This window comes from Taibaiella koreensis (assembly GCF_003545715.1).
GTDB lineage: Bacteria > Bacteroidota > Bacteroidia > Chitinophagales > Chitinophagaceae > Taibaiella > Taibaiella koreensis.
The window spans coordinates 361,010-379,395 of sequence record NZ_QVNU01000007.1; the positions used below are offsets into that span (position 1 = coordinate 361,010).

Here is an 18,386-nt window from a genome sequence, read left to right on the forward strand (position 1 = left end):
TTAAGACATGGATATGTCTTCTACAGTAATATAATTTGCAATACTTTCGCAGGGAATTTTATTCTATCTGGTAAAAAATGAAATCGATACAGATGAAAACCTGGTCATCAGGTATCCTGGCTGCGGCGATGCTGACGGTCATGAGCGCACAGGCGCAGCAAAAGCCTAACCGGCTGGCTACCGCGATCAAGAACGAGCTGGAGATGCGGGATGCCGTGGCTTATGGGCTGTTTACACCACTGGCTGAACGCGATCCGCTTGTCGACAAAGAGATCAATAATGTGGTTTACCTGAAGCTGGACAAGACAGCGCTGAAGACACTGGTTGCGGCAAAGGCCCCCCTGGTTCGCCTGACGCTGCCCCTCGACAACGGTAAGACCCTGCCTTTTACCCTGAACAGCTATAGCATCCTGGACAATGGGTTCAAGACTTATGAAAGAGGTGCCGATGGGCAGAAAAGGGAAGTTTCGATAGCTACCGGTACCTTTTACCGGGGTATCGTCGATGATCAAAACCGTTCCCTGGCTGCCTTCACCTTTACCGGCGACGATGTTGCCGCGGTAGTCAGCACACCAGACGGAGGTAACTACAACCTGGTGTTGGATTATGTAAATCCTGGTCCGCAAAGAGATCATTACCTGCTGTTCCGCGAGGCTGATATCAAAACCCGCAAAGCTTTCCCTTGTGGTGTGACAGAGGCTATGGAAAGTATGCAAAAACACAAGCAAACGGCAGCAAGAGGCAGCTTTGCCAATTGTGCCAAGCTGCGGGTATCGATGAATGCCGATTACCTTACTTATCAAAAGAGGGGCAATAGCGTAGCCGGTGCTACCAGCTATCTGTTGGCGCTTTTCAATGTGATTTCTACGCTATACAGCAATGAAGATATCAATGCGGTAGTATCTGAAACAGTAGTGAACAGTGCGCCGGACGGTTATACCTTCGGTAGCTCCAGGGAAGTGCTGATGCATTTCGGAGCGCAGGTGCACAGCAGCTTTAACGGCGATATCGCGCACCTGGTTACTGCCTACGAGCAGAGCGGCTTCCCGCCCCTGGGCGGCGTGGCCTGGCTGGGAACCATTTGTATGCCGCCCGCGCAGTTTAATCAGCCGGGTATGGGCAATGTATGGGTAGGACCTTTCGGTATCTCTGACAACTATATCCTGGACCCCATTCCACAATTGCCTATATTCTCCTGGGATGTAGAAGCATCGGCTCATGAGATGGGACACAATATAGGCTCGCCGCATACTCACAGCTGCTCATGGCCCGGTGGTCCCATAGACGACTGCTACCCTGTAGAAGATGGAACCTGTGCTCCCGGTCCCGATCCCGATCCTTCGGGCGGAACGGTAATGAGCTATTGTCACCTCACCAGCTTCGGTATCAACCTGGCCCTGGGCTTTGGCCCCCTGCCCGGCGATCTGCTACGCGAGAGCATGAGCTCCAGTCCCTGTATTTCCACGGCAGTGCCCGATACAACGATTGCCTCCGCCAGCAAAGTGAGCATCGCCAACCGCCAGTGTACCGACGGTCAATGGACATACTACTACAACGATAACAATACCGCAATCGATACCGATGACGAAATGGTGTTGATGATCCAGACCAACGGACAGAATATCGGTAATGTGGACCAGGCCGGATTCCAGGTCAAAGTGACCACAGAGGCTGCTTATGGCACCAATACCGGCCGTACCGTAACCGCACCCTATGCCACCGGCGGCTGGAAAGAAGCCAACCGTAGCTGGAACGTGACCCTGAGCAGCCAGCCTACGGCAGCCGTATTGATCCGCTTCCCTTTTTTGGACCAGGATGTGCTCGATATTAAAGGTTCTATTCCTGAGCTCGCACAGGCCAGCGAATTGTCCGCTGTGGCCTTCAAAAGCCAGGCAGCAGCAGCCAGTCCCGCAACGGCTTCGGCCAGCGCCGTAAGCATCTATACCAATGGCAATACAGCCGATGCGACACACTGGCGCCTGGGCACCCAGGGCAGCTATAAATATGCCGAATTCTCCAGCAATTATGGCGTATTCGGTGGTAGCCTGGGCTTTAAGAAACTGGAAGTAGGTATCAACGATCCTCTGGCAAAAGAACAGGAGCTTATGATCTATCCCAATCCCACCAACAGCGAGCTGAATATTGCGCTGCCGGCGATAGTGAAGTCTTCCCGCAACGCCGTGACGGTTTACGATCACCTGGGAAGGGTAGTGCTGAGCAGGGACAATGCTGTCGCGACGCAAGGTACTATTCAGCTGAATGTATCCCGGCTGGCCAGCGGTGTGTATACCGTTCGCTATACCAACGACGGCGCCTCCTTCAACGGCCGTTTCGTTAAGCAATAAAGACCGATAGTTGTTGTTTATTTTCAAGGCTGCCCCGAAATGGGCAGCTTTTTTTGTGCCGCCCTGTTCCGGCAGTCTTTCTTTGGTCTTCTTTCTGTCGTTTACGCTTATTGCCGGCTGGATACATTTATTGTCTACCGGCAGCACCTGCTCAATGGTACTTGGTATCTGGTATAGTACATTGGTATTTTTACCTTATACCCACTTGTAAAACATTCTTTTATGAAAAAACGGAACTTTGTGCTGCTACTGGCCCTGGCCTGCAGTAATTTATTGCCGGCGCCGGTATCGGCCCAATATGTGCGTACCTACCAGTCGTTCAATCCCGCCGCCATGCCGGTTGGCGCCGTCGACCTTATCGCGGCAAATCCCGGCACTTCGGTACTGCTGGCAACGGACATCACTTATGACCCGGTCATGGGAGCCTCGCCTAACGATAATATCCTGCTCCGGGAGTTGGATATTAACGGGAATATTCTCTTCGAGACCCTCTACCGGCGACCTGACCTTTATGTGATCCCGCAGCAGGTGATCCGTGCAGCGAGCGGCGGCTATATTGTGGTAGGTGTATGTGCACCCCGGAGCGGACTATTTGTCCAGCAGCCCTTCGCTGCCCGGTTCGACAATACAGGCAATTTCCTGTGGATAAGGGAGTATCCCTGCAATACCGCACGTTATGGCACCTCACAGCTTGGGAAAGGTGTCTGTATCGAACAGGTGCAGGATGCGCCCGGAGAATCTTATATCATAGCGGCATCAAGCCAGCAAACCATCTTACCGCCTTACGATCAGGACTGTATCCTGAATGTATTGCGTATCGATGGTACGGGAAACGTTATGTGGGACAAAAAGTATTCTGTAAATATGGCTACCCGCGCAGCTATAGGCTCACCGGCCATGACGGGCCTGCTCATCAGTCCTTCGGTGATCCGCTATGGCTTAGGTAAATACCTGATCGTGGGGGCCAGAGAGCGGTTCCCCGGTGGTTCAGCATCCTTTTTGATGACTATCGACAACAGCGGAGGCATTGTTGATAATTACCGGGAGCTGATCGTGCCCACCTATAGCTTCAACCATGATGTTATCTTTGACCCGGTGAACAATAACTTTGTTCTGGCTTACACCATGGGCGACAATAATGTTGTCGGCGTTCCTACGGCTTCGCAAATCGCTCTCAGCCGCTTTGACGCGGTTACCATGAATCATTTGCGGACGAACTACTATTGGGTGGATCAGACAACCGAAAATTATGCTACGGGCATCATGCAGGACAAAGGCTATAAAGGTTATTTCATTTCCTGCAGCATCATGCCATCTCCCCCGAACCCAAGTATCCCGGAAAAAAATGCCTGCTTGCTACGCGTGGATAAGTCTACCGGGAGTGCCACGTTTTTCAAGCGCTTTAATATCTATACCAGCACCCTGGCCGCTACCCAACCGGTAAGCATCAGCGACCCGCTTACCGGTAAGGAACAGCTTGTTTTTGCCGCAGCCAAAAGCGCAACGAAAGAGATCAGGATGATTGCTACCGATATCAACGGGAGTACCTGCGGCGCTGAAGAATACCCGGTAAAACAGGGTACCATAATCCCGGTTTTCTCTTCCAACCCACATGGAGATTATGACATTGTTTGTATGCCCACACTCGATTTTCTCGATCTTTCGCCTGTATCTACCACCTACAACCAGTGTTCCGGCACCGGTAGCCAATATAAAGGTGTAGGAGAAATGACCATGGAGAGCGATTTTAAAGTGTATCCTACGCTATTGGACAAAGGGAATAATCTCCTGAAGCTAGACATAACCACTCCTGGCGCCACGCAGCTGGATCTGGTATTGACAGGTATGGACGGCCGCCAGGTAGGCGCTCATTCCTTTGTACTTAATGGAGGAGCGCAAACATTGTCTTGGGCATTACCCGAACTGGCATCCGGCATATATGCTCTTTCAGCCCATTCGGCCGATGGGACGATACGGGAAACCCGTCGCCTGGTCAGGCAATAACCTGCGGGCATGCGCCGGTCGGAACGCGATAGCGGTCTGAACGGCGGCTGGGGATTGATTTTGAAGGTATCACAGCAAGTACATAAAAACAGGCTGACCCTGAAGGTCAGCCTGTTTTTGTATAGGCATATGATCATTACCCGGTAAAATGATAAGTCTGATTACTGTGCGCCTACGGCCAGCTGTACGCCCTGGTAAGAAGGTAGCTGCGACGCCGGGGGAGCAACATCCAGGTTGGAGTCGGCCTGGGCCAGCGTCCTGGTCACCATGGCGGGATTATTGCTTTGTTTGTTCAGCTTCTGGAATTCGCCTTTGATCAGCTCATCCTCCGAAACCTGGGGCATACGGTTGAGCCAGACAGACTGTGCCAGGTAAGCGCGGCTGGGATAATAAATGTACAGGCAGGTACCCTCCTTGATCGTATTAATGATCGCCTTGCTTTGTGTTACAGGTATGGCCGGGCATCCCCAGCTGCGGCCCAGGCGCTTGTTGTCGCGGATATAAGATTCGCATACATAGTCGGCGCCATGCATCACGATAGCGCGGCTGTAAGCGGCGTCGTTATAGCCATTATCCATGCCGTTCAGCTTCAGGGAGTAACCATTATCACCATCGTAGGTTTCTTCGGTAACATAAAATCCCAGGCTGCTTTGATGAGAATTTTCACGATTGGAAAAGTTAACGGCGAATTCTTCACCGGTACCTTGTCCATGAGCCACCAATGTATGGAACATCACCCTGGCGCGCTCCAGGTCGATTACCCAAAGTCGCTTTACATTGGCCGAAAGACTGAAATCGCAGATGCTGAGCATGGCATGCGCCTGGTCCAACTTACCTGCTTCTTTTAAATTGAGGTAGCCGGTGTAGGCTTTACGGAACACTTCCCTGGAGAGCGGCTCGTTTTTTCCAAAATCTATCTGGTTATAAACCTGGTCGGCTTTCTGGTTAACACCTGTTCGGGGATTATTAAATCTTGAATTTTCTTCCCCTTTCACTACTTGTACAAAAAATGAAGATGCACACATCACAATCATCAACAAACCCACTCTGATTTTTTGCATAAGCCCCTTTTATTTTATTTTTTAATGAATAAATAATAGCCCAATTGTTCAAAAGTATCTAATTGTGATAAAATAAACAACCCCTTGATGCTATTTAAACATAGATAAATCCGATTTATATGTCATGAACTTATGACAAAACTATTTTAAGTGACTGGGTATGAATTATGCGGGCATTTTCGGTATATGGTACATAAAAGGCGGAAGAGGCTTTACTTTTATGGTTTCTTTAGTATAGAACGCATGTTCCTGTCCGGCAGGCTTTTTGTGCCTGGGCTAGAAAGCGCCTCTAAGCTGCCCGTTTCTTCTTAGCTTTGCGCACCAAGAAATGGATCGTATGCGCAGCTTCCAGGAGATTTCCTTACTCTTCGAACAATATCTAAAGGCATCCCTGCCTTTCCCCGGCCACCAGGAGCAATTGTATGAGCCTTGCCGCTACCTGCTTGAAGCAGGTGGCAAAAGGGTGCGCCCCGCCTTATGCCTGATGGCGGGAGAACTGTTTGGCGGCGTTAACGACGATGCTTACCATGCCGCCATGGCTGTGGAGCTATTCCACAATTTCACCCTTATCCACGACGATATTATGGATAAGGCGCCTTTGCGCAGGGGCAAGCCTACGGTACATGCCAAATACGGTCTGACCACCGGTATCCTGTCGGGCGACGTGATGGGGATATTTGCCTATCACTGCCTGGGAATGGTAAAACCGGAGTATCTGCAAAAGGTATTCCAGGTCTTTAATAAAACCGCGATCGAAGTATGCGAAGGGCAGCAATGGGATATGGATTTCGAGGCACAGGAAGAAGTCTCTATTGACGAATACCTGAAAATGATCGAGTTGAAGACCTCTGTATTGCTGGCGGCCAGCCTGCAGATCGGCGCCATTGTTACAGGTGCACCGGATGAAGATGCCCGGCACCTCTATGAATTCGGAAAAAATATGGGCATTGCCTTCCAGCTACAGGATGATTATCTTGATACCTTCGGTGCAGAGGAAAAGATTGGCAAAAAGCCAGGGGGCGATATCAGGGCCAATAAAAAGACCTTCCTGGCGCTGAAGACAAGGGAAGTTGCCGAAGCGCATCCTGTGATGACCGAGCTGATGCAGAAAGAAGAGGATGAAAGAGTGGATGGTATGCGGCGATTGTACCTCGATCTTAATATAGATGAGCATAGCCGGAATATTATCAACCAATATTCGGAATATTCATTTGCACACCTGGATAAGATCAATTTGCCCGATGACCGGAAGCAGCCCTTGCGCCAGCTTGCCGCCTGGCTGCTGAACCGGCAATACTAAGGAACAGAGGGCTTTAAATAATGTCAAATTGACAAAAAAGAAGATTTGGCAAGTAAATTGAACACTCAAACTATAAAATGAACCGGTTTAACCCTTTCAATAAAAAAAAGCGTATGAGTAACAAAGACCAAGAGCTTCAGAATGAGGCCCAAAGCAAGGACGAAACGAATCAACAAAATATAGACGAAGCAGCCATGAGCTTTAATGCGGATGATAGTTTGGCAGGTACGACACATTTAAATGACGAAATGGCCAATGAAGAGGACGGGCCAGTGCAGCAACTGGAAGGCCAGCTCAGGGAGTCCAATGATAAATATTTGCGCCTGGTAGCGGATTTTGACAACTTCCGTAAGCGTAATGCTAAAGAGCGTATAGAGCTGATCAAGAATGCAGGAGAAGACGTAATTAAATCTTTGCTTGATGTAGTTGACGATTCGGAACGTGCCATGAAGCAAATGGAAACCAGCGACGATCTGAATTTAATTAAAGAAGGCGTTCAATTGGTTTTTAATAAATTAAAGAATATACTGCAACAAAGAGGGCTGAAAGCGATGGAAAGTAAAGAGCAGGAATTCGATACAGAGTTGCATGAAGCCATTACCGAGATCCCCGCACCCACTGAAGCGCTAAAAGGCAAAGTGCTGGATGAGGTACAAAAAGGCTACTACCTGAACGACAAGATTATCCGCCACGCCAAAGTGGTGGTTGGCAAATAATGCTTTCGTCCCTATGAAAGCAGCGATTCCTGCCGAAGAAAGGCAACTGATCCTGGACTGCCTGAAGCAAAGAGGCGATGTGCCGGATGCCGATCTTCAGGCGTACCTGAGGGGGAGAAAGGTGAGTGAGCAAAGGATACCTGCTATCGTAGACAAAACGCTTAAGGTAGCCGAAGCCAGGCGCTTGGCAAAGACAAGAATGCAGGAAGGTGGCGTGGTAACGACCATAGGATTGGGTGGTGTCGCTTATGCGGCCACAACAGGAAGGGACGGAACGGCCTGGTTGCTGTGGAGCATGGTAGGCCTGGGCATACTGGCCAGCGGATGGTGGAAAAGAAAGAGATCGAAACAGTACAATTAAAATTTTAAAGCGCTGTTCTGCCGGAACAGGTACGTATATGAGCAAGAGAGATTATTACGAAGTGCTGGGTGTCCAGAAGGGAGCATCGGCCGATGAGATCAAGAAGGCATACCGTAAAGTGGCTATGCAGTATCACCCCGACCGGAATGCCGGTGACAGCGCCGCTGAAGAGAAATTCAAAGAGGCGGCTGAAGCATACGAAATATTGAGCGATAGCAATAAGCGGGCTCAGTACGACCGTTTCGGCCATGCCGGTATGAGTGGAGCTGCCGGTGGCGGCTTTGGCGGCGGCATGCGTATGGAAGATATCTTCTCCAACTTTGGCGATATTTTCGGCGACGATATGTTTGGTAGCTTTTTCGGTGGCGGCCGCCAAGGGGGTGGGCGTAGGGGCTCAAGGGGTTCCAATCTCCGGGTAAAGCTCAAAATGTCTTATGCCGAGATCGCCCATGGTGCTACCAAAAAGATCAAAGTGAAGAAACATGTGCATTGCAGCACCTGTAACGGCAGCGGCGCCAAGGACAAGAACGCTGTGCAAACCTGTACGACCTGTAATGGCAGCGGCCAGGTGCGCAGGGTACAAAGCACATTCCTGGGGCAGATGCAGACGGTAACTGCTTGCCCTACCTGTAATGGCGAAGGCTCGGTAGTTACCGCCAAATGTACTGTTTGTAAGGGCGAAGGTCGTGTTTTCGGAGAAGAGACGATTACGATCGATGTGCCGGCCGGCGTACAGGATGGTATGCAGCTCAGCATGAGCGGCAGAGGTAATGTGGGCGAGCGCGGCGGTATGCCAGGCGACCTGCTGATCCTGATCGAAGAGGAAAAGCATGCCGAACTGGCTCGCGACGGCAACGACGTGCAGTATGTGCTGCCCTTGTCCTTCTACGATGTGATATTCGGCACACAGGTAGAGGTGCCGACTATTGATGGTAAAGCCAAGATCAAGATTCCTGCCGGAACACAAAGCGGCAAAATTTTCAGGCTGAAAGGCAAAGGTTTTCCCGAGATCAACAGTTACGGAAGGGGCGATCAACTGGTACAGGTAAAGGTATGGACGCCGCAGCAGATGACTGACGACGAACGCCGCGCAATCGAGAAGCTGAAAGACTCAGTCAATTTCGAGCCTGGTGAAGAAGCCCGTAAAGAGCGTAGCTTTTTTGAAAAAATAAAAGATGCCTTCAGCTAAACAGCGGGGTGGAAAATTTTAAGGGCGCGTAGGGCGCCCTTTTTTATGCTACCCTTTTCCCCGTATCAAACCCGCCGGTCGGGGCGCGCAGCGACCTAAACGGCAAGGGCTGCGGCACGCCGGTCGGGGCGCACAGCGACCTGAACGGAAAGCCGGCTCCGCTTGAAAGCACGCTAGCGACCTGAACGACAAGGGTGATGTATAGCTCAGAGATGTGGGAAAACCTCTTCCCGCTGCGCTGTATCCCGACCGTTTTCCCATATCGAACCTGCCGGTCGGTACACGCAGCGACCAGAACGGAAAGCCGGCTCCGCTTGAAAGCACGCTAGCAACCTGAACGGCACGCCTTAGCTATACGGCAACCTATGCAAGGTGCTCGTCTGTTCTTACGTAACAAAAAAATAATCCGGCTACACCAGAATCCTGATTTTATTCCTACCTTTGCGCCCTCATTCCATTTTCTCAATGCAACCTTCGGTTAAAATCTTTTCCGGTACCAATTCCGAATACTTAGCCAGCAAGATCGCTAATGCCTACGGGGATAAGCTGGGCGATATCAACGTCCAGAAATTCAGCGATGGCGAGTTCCAGCCTGTATTCCAGGAGTCGATCCGCGGCGATTATGTTTTCCTGGTACAATCGACTTTCTCGCCTTCCGATAACCTGATGGAATTGCTGATGATGATCGATGCTGCGAAGCGTGCTTCCGCCGGCTACATCACTGCGGTGATCCCTTACTTCGGCTTTGCCCGCCAGGACCGGAAAGATAAGCCCCGCGTTTCCATCGCTTCCAAGCTGGTAGCCAACCTGCTGACGACAGCCGGTGCAGACCGGGTAATGACCATGGACCTGCATGCGCCCCAGATCCAGGGATTTTTCGACATCCCTGTGGACCACCTGGACAGCTCCGCTATTTTTATCCCATATATTGAAAGATTAAATCTGGAAAACCTTACCTTTGCGTCCCCCGACGTAGGTAGCACCAACAGGGTGCGTGAGGTGGCCAGCTATTTCAATGCGGAAATGGTGATCTGCGACAAGCATCGTAAGCGTGCTAACGAGATCGCTTCCATGACGGTGATCGGTGATGTGGCCAACCGGAATGTGGTGCTGATCGACGATATCTGCGATACTGCAGGTACCTTGTCCAAGTCTGCGGCCATACTGAAAGAAAGGGGAGCCCTGAGCGTGCGCGCTTTCTGTACCCACCCCGTATTGAGTGGCAAGGCGTATGAGAATATTGAAAATTCTGAGTTGGAAAGCATGGTGGTATGCGATACCATCCCGCTGAAGCAGCAATGCAGCAAGATCGAAGTACTGAGCACAGCCGAATTGTTTGCTATTGCGATCAGGAATACGTTCGAGAATAAATCGATCCATTCCCTGTTCATCCACAGCCAGAGAAAAAATAAATAAGCGCCTGTACTGTAACAGGATAGTATAAAATGACTGTTTAAGCAAGAAAACCCGGCCGGCTATGCCGCCACACCTTTATTTTTTTTAAAAGCAGCTTAGAGTACAGATGTTCGCCGGGACCACATTTGACTTTGGGTAGTAAAAAATCACACAAAAATGAAATCTGTTGTTATTGAAGGACAACCGAGGACCGACATGGGTAAAAAAGCAGCCCGTGATCTGCGTTCACAAGGACAAGTATTAGGCGTAATTTATGGTGGTAAGGAAGAGATTCATTTCTCTGCACCCGTTATGGCTTTCCGTGGCCTGGTGTATACCCCCGAGTTCCTGATCGCCGAGATCAAAGTTGACGGTAAGTCCTATCGCACTGTCCTTAAGGACAAGCAATTTGACGTGGTAACCGACGCGCTGAACCACATCGACTTCCTGGAGCTGGTAGAAGGCCGCAAAGTGGTTGCCAACCTGCCGCTGAACTTCCACGGACAGTCTGAAGGTGTAAAAGCCGGTGGCCGTCTGGTAATCAAAATGAAATCTCTGAAGGTACGTACGCTGCCTGAAAATCTGGTGGCCTCCATTGATGTTGATATTACCAACCTGGAGCTGAATGGTAACATTCGTGTAGAGGACGTAAAGATAGACAATGTGGAGCTGATGAATCCAGCCCGTCAGCCTATCGCTTCGGTAGTAATGACCCGTGCGCTGCGTCAGGCCGAAACCGAAGAAAAGAAAGGTAAATAAGCTATTGCATTTTGCTTACGAATGCCGTACCGTCTGGTGCGGCATTTTTTTGTGCAAACCGGAACATGTTAATTGTGTCCTCCTGCATATACCTTCATGGGGAAGATGCGTTAAAGCATATTGCATTAGAACCGCTGATCTGAATGCGCTACCCTAATCTATGAAACGGTCTGTTTGTTGCCTGTTAGTATTATTGCGTTGTACTATCAACGCTTTTGCCCAGGAAAGCGATATTCATTCGCAGGAAATACCTTTGGTTACGATCGAGGCTCATGCAGGCAAGAAGCAGGAGATGTCTTCCTTTAACCTGTTGCGCTATGGCTCACGTATGGGCAGCATGTTGCTTTGTACCGAGCAACTCGGTATCCTGGTCCCGCAGCGCGTCGATTCGGTGCTGTACCTGCATTCGGCTGTGATCCCTTTCGAATACGTGAAAGAAGCGCTAGCGCTTACCGGAACCAGCAGGCCGGAATACGACTTTTTTCTCCTGCTGCCTTTCCCTTCAGGCGATAGTTTTATCCGGCTGGATCCGGAGTATATTGTGGAAAAGGGGAGGGCTACCTGGTATGGAACCGTGCGGCGCCGCCTGATACTGGATATCGGTGAGCGCCTGTTGTTGAAAGAGGCTATTCCCTATTTCTATTTTTTCATGAAACCCAGATGCGCCGGCGAGGCGAGCAGCAGAGAGATCTTCCGTTTTGTGCATCGCTTCCGTTCTAAGCTTACCTACCAGAAGATAAATGATAAGGTCCTGTTGTGGGACCTTCGCCAGCGGGATGTGGCATTTCTTCGAAGCGCCTTCTTTTTAAACTGGCAGCTGAAGCTGGATTATCGCTGTGATCTTTAGTGTACCCGGGAATCTGAGGCGATAATAAAGAAAGGCCGCCTCTGAACAGAAGCGGCCGTTTCCAACAAAAAATAAGAACAAGGCCGGATTGGAAAAAGCGGCCATTATCTGTTATTGGCCTACAGCGCCAATCTTTTTGAGCAGCTTACGGTTCTCCCTTTTATGAATAAGGTTGTAAGCTTTGTAATACAATATAGGAAGGATGAGCAGTGTCAATATGGTGGAGGTAACCAGGCCGCCGATCACCACAATGGCCAGGGGCTTTTGGGTCTCGGAACCAATGCCTGTGCTGATCGCCGCCGGCAGCAGGCCTATGGCTGCCATCAGGGCTGTCATGACCACGGGCCGGGTACGGGCGATCACACCCTGTTCCAATGCTTCTTTGATCGGTATCTTGGCCTCCAGGTTTTTCTTAAATACACTGATGAGGATAACGCCGTTCTGGATACACACTCCGAAGAGGGCAATAAAGCCGATACCGGCGCTGATGCTGAAATTCATACCGGTGATGTGCAGGGCCAGGATACCGCCTATAAGCGCGAAAGGCACGTTCATCAATGTCAATACTGAGTCCTTTACATTACCGAACAGTACGAACAGGATCATGAAGATGCCCAGCAGGCACAACGGTACCACGTTGGACAGTGTTTTGGATGCCCTTTGTGCATTTTCAAATTCACCGTTCCAGGTAAGGTCATAGCCCTTGGGCAGCTTTACATGGGCTTTTACTTTTTCCTGTGCCTCTTTAATAGTGCTGCCCAGGTCGCGGCCACGTACGGAGAATTTTACCGGGATATAACGCGAGTTGTTGTCACGGTATACAAACGAAGGACCGGTCAGCACCTTGATCTCGCTGATCTCCTTAATGGGGATCTTGGAGCCGTCCTGGGTAGGTACCATCAGCTGCTCGATCTTTTCTTCCGTATTCCGGAATTCCTTATCGTAGCGGATACGGATGTCAAACTTGCGTTCGCCTTCGTAAAGCTGAGTGGCTGCTTTACCACCGATCGCCATTTCGATCACGGAGTTGGCATCGGTAATGCTGACGCCATACAAAGCCATTTTCTGCTGGTTGAGCTCGATACGGAATTCGGGCTGGCCCAGATTACGCAATACGCCCAGGTCCTCTACGCCCTGGACAGTACGCAACTGATCCATCACCTGGTTGGCCAGGCCATTGAGCGTATTGAAATCCTGACCGAAGATCTTGACCGCAAGCGATGCCGGCACACCAGCCACGGCCTCTTCTACGTTGTCGCGTATAGGCTGCGAGTAGTTGAACAGGATGCCGGGAAACTGGCTCAGCTTCTTGTTCATATCCTCAACCAGGCTTTCTGTAGTCACGCCTTTGGGCCAGTCTTTTTTCTGTTTCAGGTCGACCGCGATCTCTACATTGAAAAAACCTTTAGGATCGGTACCGTCGACCGTACGGCCCACCTGTGCCAGCGTATGATTGACCTCGGGATACTTTTCAATGATGCTCATCATCTTGCGGGCCATATCGTTGGACTGTTCCAGCGAAGCGCTCATAGGCAGCTGCGCTTTTACCCACAGTGCGCCTTCGTCCAGCTCGGGCAGGAATTCGGAGCCCAGGAATTTGGAGGAAAAGAAGGTGAGCACCATAAAGGAAACTGCTGCGATGAGGCTGAGACGCTGATGTCTGAATACCCAGCGAAAAGCGTTCCCGATGTTCTTTTCGAAGAAAGAGACGAGGATGTTATGCTTTTCCTTAACGTTCTTACGCAGCAGCACACTGGCAAAGGCAGGCACGAAGGTAAGTGTATAGATAAGCGCACCCAGCAAGGCAAAGCCAAGGGTAAAGGCTAGCGGAGAAAACATTTTACCTTCAACTTTCTGGAATGCAAAGATGGGAATAAGACAGGTAATGATGATGAGCTTGGAGAAGAAGATCGCCTTGCCCATTTCGGTGCCCACCTGCTTGAACAGTCCCAGCTTGGCCAGCTTGTTGAAGCGTTCCATGCCTACCTCTTTTGCTTTATGGTCGAGCGCTACAAAGATGCCCTCGACCATGACGACCGCACCATCGATAATGATACCGAAATCGACAGCACCCATCGATAAGAGGTTGGCGGTCATGCCGCGCATACGCATCAGCATAAAGGCGAAAAGCAGCGCCAGCGGCACGATCAGGCTCACGATAAGCGTGGTGCGCCAGTCGGCCATAAAGAGGAGCACGATCACGGTTACCAATACGATACCTTCAAACAGGTTGTGCAGCACGGTCTCTGTGGCGAAGTCCATCAGTGTGGTACGGTCGTAGAAGGGAACGATCTTGACATCCTTGGGCAGGATATTCTCATTCAGATCTTTCACTTTATCATGGATGCGTCCCAATACCTCTGCTGCATTCTCACCCTTGCGCATCACTACGATCCCTTCTACCACATCGTCCTTGTTGTCGCGGTGTACCTGTCCCAGCCTGGGTTTTTCGGTTTCTACTACATCGGCCAGGTTTTTGACCAGGATGGGCACGCCGTTGATCTTCGTCACGATCACATTCTTGATCTCATCCACGTTGTTGAGCAGGCCTATGCCCCTTACAATAAAAGCTTGTCCGTTGCGTTCGATCACATCGCCGCCCACATTGATATTGCTTTTGTTGACGGCCTCGTATACATCGAGTGCCGTCAGGCCGTAGTGGTTGATGCTATTGGGATTTACCCGTATTTCGTATATCTTTTCACCACCGCTGAAGGTGTTTACATCGGCTACGCCGGGAATCGATTTAAAGCGGCGGTCGAGTACCCATTCCTGTATAGTATTAAGCTCTCTTATATCGCGGCTCTTGCTTTCGAGGGTATAGCGGTATACCTCACCCGTAGGGCCATAGGGCGGCTGCACATCGGGCTTGATGCCGTCGGGAAGGTCGGCGTCGTTGAGCCGGCTGAATACCTGCTGGCGGGCAAAGGCGTCGTCTACATCGTCGTCGAAGATCAGCCGTACGTAGGAAAGGCCAAAGGAAGAAGTCGAGCGGAGGTTAATCTTTTTTTGCACCGAGTTCATGGCGGTTTCCAGCGGAACGGTGACGAAGCGTTCCACCTCTTCGGCGCTGCGTCCCGGCCATTGCGTAATGATGATGATCTGGGTATTGGTCACATCTGGAAAGGTCTCGATAGGCGTGTTGCGGTAGCTAATGAAGCCGATCACTGCCAGCACCGCGGTCAGGAAGAAGACCAGGTACCTGTGCCTTAGCGAGAAATGAATGATTTGCTTTATGACTTTATTCATTGATTATCGTTTGTGGGAAAAATATGGCGAAAGCTACTCTGGAAGCGGCCTTGCACCTATTCATTCATCAGCTGGTTGAAGATAAGGTTCTGATAACTGGTGATGAGCTTTGTTCCCGGCTGTACACCTTCGGAAATGTAAGTGCGATCGTTCACCGTCTTCAATACAGTGACCTGGGCTATCTTGATATCGCTTTTGCCATTGTATACCACCACGTAGGTCTTGCCGTCCTGCGACACCAGGGCTGCAGTAGGGATACAGATCGCTTTTTGTCCTTCGTTGTTGCTTACGATCACTTTGGTAAACATGTCGGGTTTCAGCAGCATATCTGTATTCTCGAGCACCACCCTTATCCGCATGGTCTTACTTTGCGGATCAAGCACCTGGCCGGTTTTGTCGATCTTACCGGTATAGGCCTTATCGGGGTAGGCGGCAGGCACTACTTTTACTTCGAAACCTTCCCGCACTTTGGCGATATCGGTCTCGTATACATTGGCGTAGATCCATACATTTTTCAGATCGGAAATGGTGAACAGGTTGTCGCCCATGTCGGGACGGATAAATGCACCTGTAGCCGTCTTTTTTTCCACCACATAGCCGTCGATAGGAGAGGTGAGCACGTATTCGCCGTTAGCATTGGTGCGGCCGCCGCCATTGATGCTGATCGTGGCCTGTACCTTTTCCCTGCCTGCCAGGGCTTTTTCATAGGTTTGTTTCGCCTCGGTATATTCCCTTTCGCTGCTGATGCCATTTTTATAAAGTGCTTCCGCATTGTCCAGCTGCCTTTTGGCGATCGAAACATCTGCCTTGGCGCTGCTCAGGTCACTGTAATTGCCGGCCACGTCGGCGCTGCGGATCACCGCCAGCACCTGGCCTTTGCTTACTTTATCACCCACCGATACACGGGTATCGGTTACCTGGCCGCTGCTGCGCGGAAATATACGTACCAGGTTATTTTCATTAAAGCTTACCTCGCCGCTCAGCGACAGCTCATCGCTGATATTGCAGTAAGATACCGTATCGATCCGTATCAGCCGCTGCATGGAATCGCTTAGTGTAAAAGGCTGCGGCGCTTCTTTCTGCTCCTGCTTTTCTTTGCAGGAAGCCAGCGTGATCAGGGTGATAAGGATGATGGCTATTGAAGATTTCATATGCTTAAATTGATTTTTTTCGGGAACGGCAGGTTCAGGGCCGTTGTATTAAAAGATATCGGCACCCAATTGAAGGTTCAGCTCTTCTTTGGCCAGCTGGGTATCCAGCTGTAGTTGCAGCTGTTTGGTGCGCACCTCCTCGTAATCGTTGAAGTAGTCGATAAACTCCAGCAGGCTGATCTGCCGTTGTCTGAAGCTTTCTGCAATGTTTTCCTGCAACTTCTTATAATCGGCATAGAAGTCCTGGTGGGCGCCCGTTTGTAGCTGCAGGGTATACTGGTATTTTTTGTAGGCGCTGGCCACATCGTTTTGCAGGCGCACGTCGGCTTGCGACAAATTAGTTTCCTCCTGCTTCACTTGCCAGCGTGCAGCCTTAATATTGCCCCTGTTGCCATTCAGGATGGGCAAAGGCAACGACAGGCCCAGGCCTACATAGTGCGGCGTATAATTGCTGTTATGATCGTAGCTGGGACCTACAGTTACATCGGGTACTGCCAGCGCTTTTTGGAACGCCAGGTTCTGCCGCTGGTACTGTACCTGCAGCTGTCCCAGCTGGTAAGTGGCATTGTTCTCTTTGGCCGTATCAACCAACGAAGCCACATTAAGCGAAGGACGCAGCTGGCCCGACTGTACTTCCGGTATGGGGTGGAGCACGGTGTCGCCGGTGATCTGCAGCAGTGTTTTCAATTCCGACTGGCTGTCTTCAATCTGCTTCAGGTTATCGGCCATTTGCTGCTTCAGGTTTACCTGTAACGCCTGCACACGAAGCAGGTCTTTACGGGCAATGTTGCCTGCGCTGAACTGGCCGGTCATGCCTGCGAGCAATTGATCGAGTTGCCGGTCCTGCTCGGTATACAAGTCCTGTACTGCCTGCAGCTGCACCAGTGTATGAAAGTCGCTGCGCAGCTGGAATTTCAGGTGTTGCATCAACTCGGTGAACCGCCACTGGCTGATGTTAACGCCGGTTTGGGCCATGCTGATCTGCTTGCCGCGTTTACCGGCGGTCTTGATCAACTGCTGCACCTGGACGAAGAACTGCCCTTTGGGCGTGCCGTCAGGATTGGTGCCATGTTCAAACCATTTGTTGTTGGAATATACATTTTGATCTGTCGTTAGCGTAGGGTCGTCCCAAAGCCTGGCCTGCTGTACCAGCGCTTTGCTGGCTTCGATATTGTAGTGCTGTGCCAACAGTTCAAGGTTCTTCTCCAGGAAGATCCTTTCGGTTTGTTTTAGTGTCAGGGAGAGGGTGTCGGTCCGGCTTTGCGCTTGGACCGGCTGTGTCCCCAGCAGCAGGGTAAAGAGACCTGGTGCGATACGCAGGACCCAGCCCCATCCACGAAGGGAATGTTTGAGGGTAATCATAAATAAATAATAGATTAAAGACGTGATCCGGGTATAGGAACAATGAGCCAAGGCCTCTTAAAAGGCATAGCAATGCATCAATCTGGAAGAGGAATAACTATGCAGGGGGATGATTGATCTCTTTCCAGAACAAATAGGAATAGTTATCGCAAAAGCCGGGAAGGGCCATGGCGGCCCCATCATTATGATAGACGATATTCTCCGGAAGCCTGGCGAAATGATCCTGGTGGACCATTTTGAAAGAGATATTGTGCTTCAGCTCGCCCGACTGCTTATCGTTCTTGTGCCTGGGCTCAGGGAAAGCGTTCTGATAGCCTGCAACATCCTCTACCATGAGCTCGGCGAAGGAATCGATAGGGTTAGCATCCTTTAACTGGGCCTTTGCAGAGCAAAAGCAGTTGTTGCAATAGAAGTTCGTATTGTAAATACTGAGGTTCAGTATCTGCAAGGCCAGGATAACCAGGAGGAACTTTCTAGAATATAAGCGGACGAAGGGCATTTAGGTTCAAACGAAGAATCGTTTCGATTATTGCCACAAAAGTAATAGCAATTTAGATGGGATAAAACAGGGAAACATTAAATAACGAATAATTTACCAAAGGCTGTATATATAAAATGCCTCCGCAAAGGAAGGCATTTTATATATA

The 18,386-nt window shown here is 50.4% G+C and carries 14 protein-coding genes; 9 read left to right on the plus strand and 5 right to left on the minus strand.

Going from position 1 to position 18,386, the window contains the following annotated elements; translation table 11 throughout:
* Window positions 1-77 precede the first annotated feature (77 nt).
* Together DZK30_RS21795 and DZK30_RS21800 are read left to right on the plus strand one after the other, a co-directional pair.
* Window positions 78-2,345 (plus strand): zinc-dependent metalloprotease, encoded by a 2,268-nt coding sequence (locus DZK30_RS21795; RefSeq protein WP_118976301.1) that lies wholly within the window; start codon window positions 78-80, stop codon window positions 2,343-2,345.
* Between the two features lie 222 nt (window positions 2,346-2,567).
* Window positions 2,568-4,349, plus strand: a complete 1,782-nt coding sequence (locus DZK30_RS21800; protein WP_118976302.1) for a hypothetical protein — start codon at window positions 2,568-2,570, stop codon at window positions 4,347-4,349.
* 161 nt (window positions 4,350-4,510) lie between these two features.
* On the opposite strand, the gene DZK30_RS21805 is transcribed toward DZK30_RS21800, so the two are convergent.
* On the minus strand, window positions 4,511-5,410 hold the full coding sequence (locus DZK30_RS21805; RefSeq protein ID WP_118976303.1) for a murein L,D-transpeptidase catalytic domain family protein: 900 nt from the start codon (window positions 5,408-5,410) through the stop codon (window positions 4,511-4,513).
* Window positions 5,411-5,747: 337 nt separating this feature from the next.
* Here DZK30_RS21805 and DZK30_RS21810 point away from each other — a divergent pair, with 337 nt between their 5' ends.
* The 7 genes from DZK30_RS21810 to DZK30_RS21840 all read left to right on the plus strand — a co-directional run bounded on the left by DZK30_RS21810 (window position 5,748) and on the right by DZK30_RS21840 (window position 11,977).
* Entirely contained in the window at window positions 5,748-6,710 is a 963-nt protein-coding gene (locus DZK30_RS21810) for a polyprenyl synthetase family protein (RefSeq protein ID WP_118976304.1), read from the plus strand.
* A 113-nt stretch (window positions 6,711-6,823) separates the two neighbouring features.
* On the plus strand, window positions 6,824-7,426 hold the full coding sequence (locus tag DZK30_RS21815; protein WP_205529525.1) for a nucleotide exchange factor GrpE: 603 nt from the start codon (window positions 6,824-6,826) through the stop codon (window positions 7,424-7,426).
* Between the two features lie 13 nt (window positions 7,427-7,439).
* Complete coding sequence (locus DZK30_RS21820; RefSeq protein WP_162903319.1) at window positions 7,440-7,787, plus strand: hypothetical protein; 348 nt, start codon at window positions 7,440-7,442, stop codon at window positions 7,785-7,787.
* Window positions 7,788-7,824: 37 nt separating this feature from the next.
* On the plus strand, window positions 7,825-8,976 hold the full coding sequence (gene dnaJ / locus DZK30_RS21825) for a molecular chaperone DnaJ (protein ID WP_118976307.1): 1,152 nt from the start codon (window positions 7,825-7,827) through the stop codon (window positions 8,974-8,976).
* A 465-nt stretch (window positions 8,977-9,441) separates the two neighbouring features.
* Complete coding sequence (locus DZK30_RS21830) at window positions 9,442-10,392, plus strand: ribose-phosphate pyrophosphokinase (RefSeq protein WP_118976308.1); 951 nt, start codon at window positions 9,442-9,444, stop codon at window positions 10,390-10,392.
* 156 nt (window positions 10,393-10,548) lie between these two features.
* Window positions 10,549-11,130 carry a 50S ribosomal protein L25 gene (locus DZK30_RS21835; RefSeq protein WP_118976309.1) on the plus strand — a complete coding sequence of 194 codons (582 nt, stop codon included), beginning with the start codon at window positions 10,549-10,551 and terminating at the stop codon, window positions 11,128-11,130.
* A 160-nt stretch (window positions 11,131-11,290) separates the two neighbouring features.
* A complete protein-coding gene (locus DZK30_RS21840; protein ID WP_162903320.1) occupies window positions 11,291-11,977 on the plus strand; it encodes a hypothetical protein in 687 nt (228 codons plus the stop codon).
* A 111-nt stretch (window positions 11,978-12,088) separates the two neighbouring features.
* On the opposite strand, the gene DZK30_RS21845 is transcribed toward DZK30_RS21840, so the two are convergent.
* The 4 genes from DZK30_RS21845 to DZK30_RS21860 all read right to left on the minus strand — a co-directional run bounded on the left by DZK30_RS21845 (window position 12,089) and on the right by DZK30_RS21860 (window position 18,238).
* Window positions 12,089-15,226, minus strand: a complete 3,138-nt coding sequence (locus tag DZK30_RS21845) for an efflux RND transporter permease subunit (RefSeq protein ID WP_118976311.1) — start codon at window positions 15,224-15,226, stop codon at window positions 12,089-12,091.
* A 56-nt stretch (window positions 15,227-15,282) separates the two neighbouring features.
* Entirely contained in the window at window positions 15,283-16,377 is a 1,095-nt protein-coding gene (locus DZK30_RS21850; protein WP_118976312.1) for an efflux RND transporter periplasmic adaptor subunit, read from the minus strand.
* 48 nt (window positions 16,378-16,425) lie between these two features.
* On the minus strand, window positions 16,426-17,739 hold the full coding sequence (locus DZK30_RS21855; protein WP_118976313.1) for a TolC family protein: 1,314 nt from the start codon (window positions 17,737-17,739) through the stop codon (window positions 16,426-16,428).
* A gap of 97 nt (window positions 17,740-17,836) precedes the next feature.
* Window positions 17,837-18,238, minus strand: coding sequence for a hypothetical protein (locus tag DZK30_RS21860; RefSeq protein ID WP_118976314.1), 402 nt, complete (start codon window positions 18,236-18,238; stop codon window positions 17,837-17,839).
* Between the last annotated feature and the right edge of the window lie 148 nt (window positions 18,239-18,386).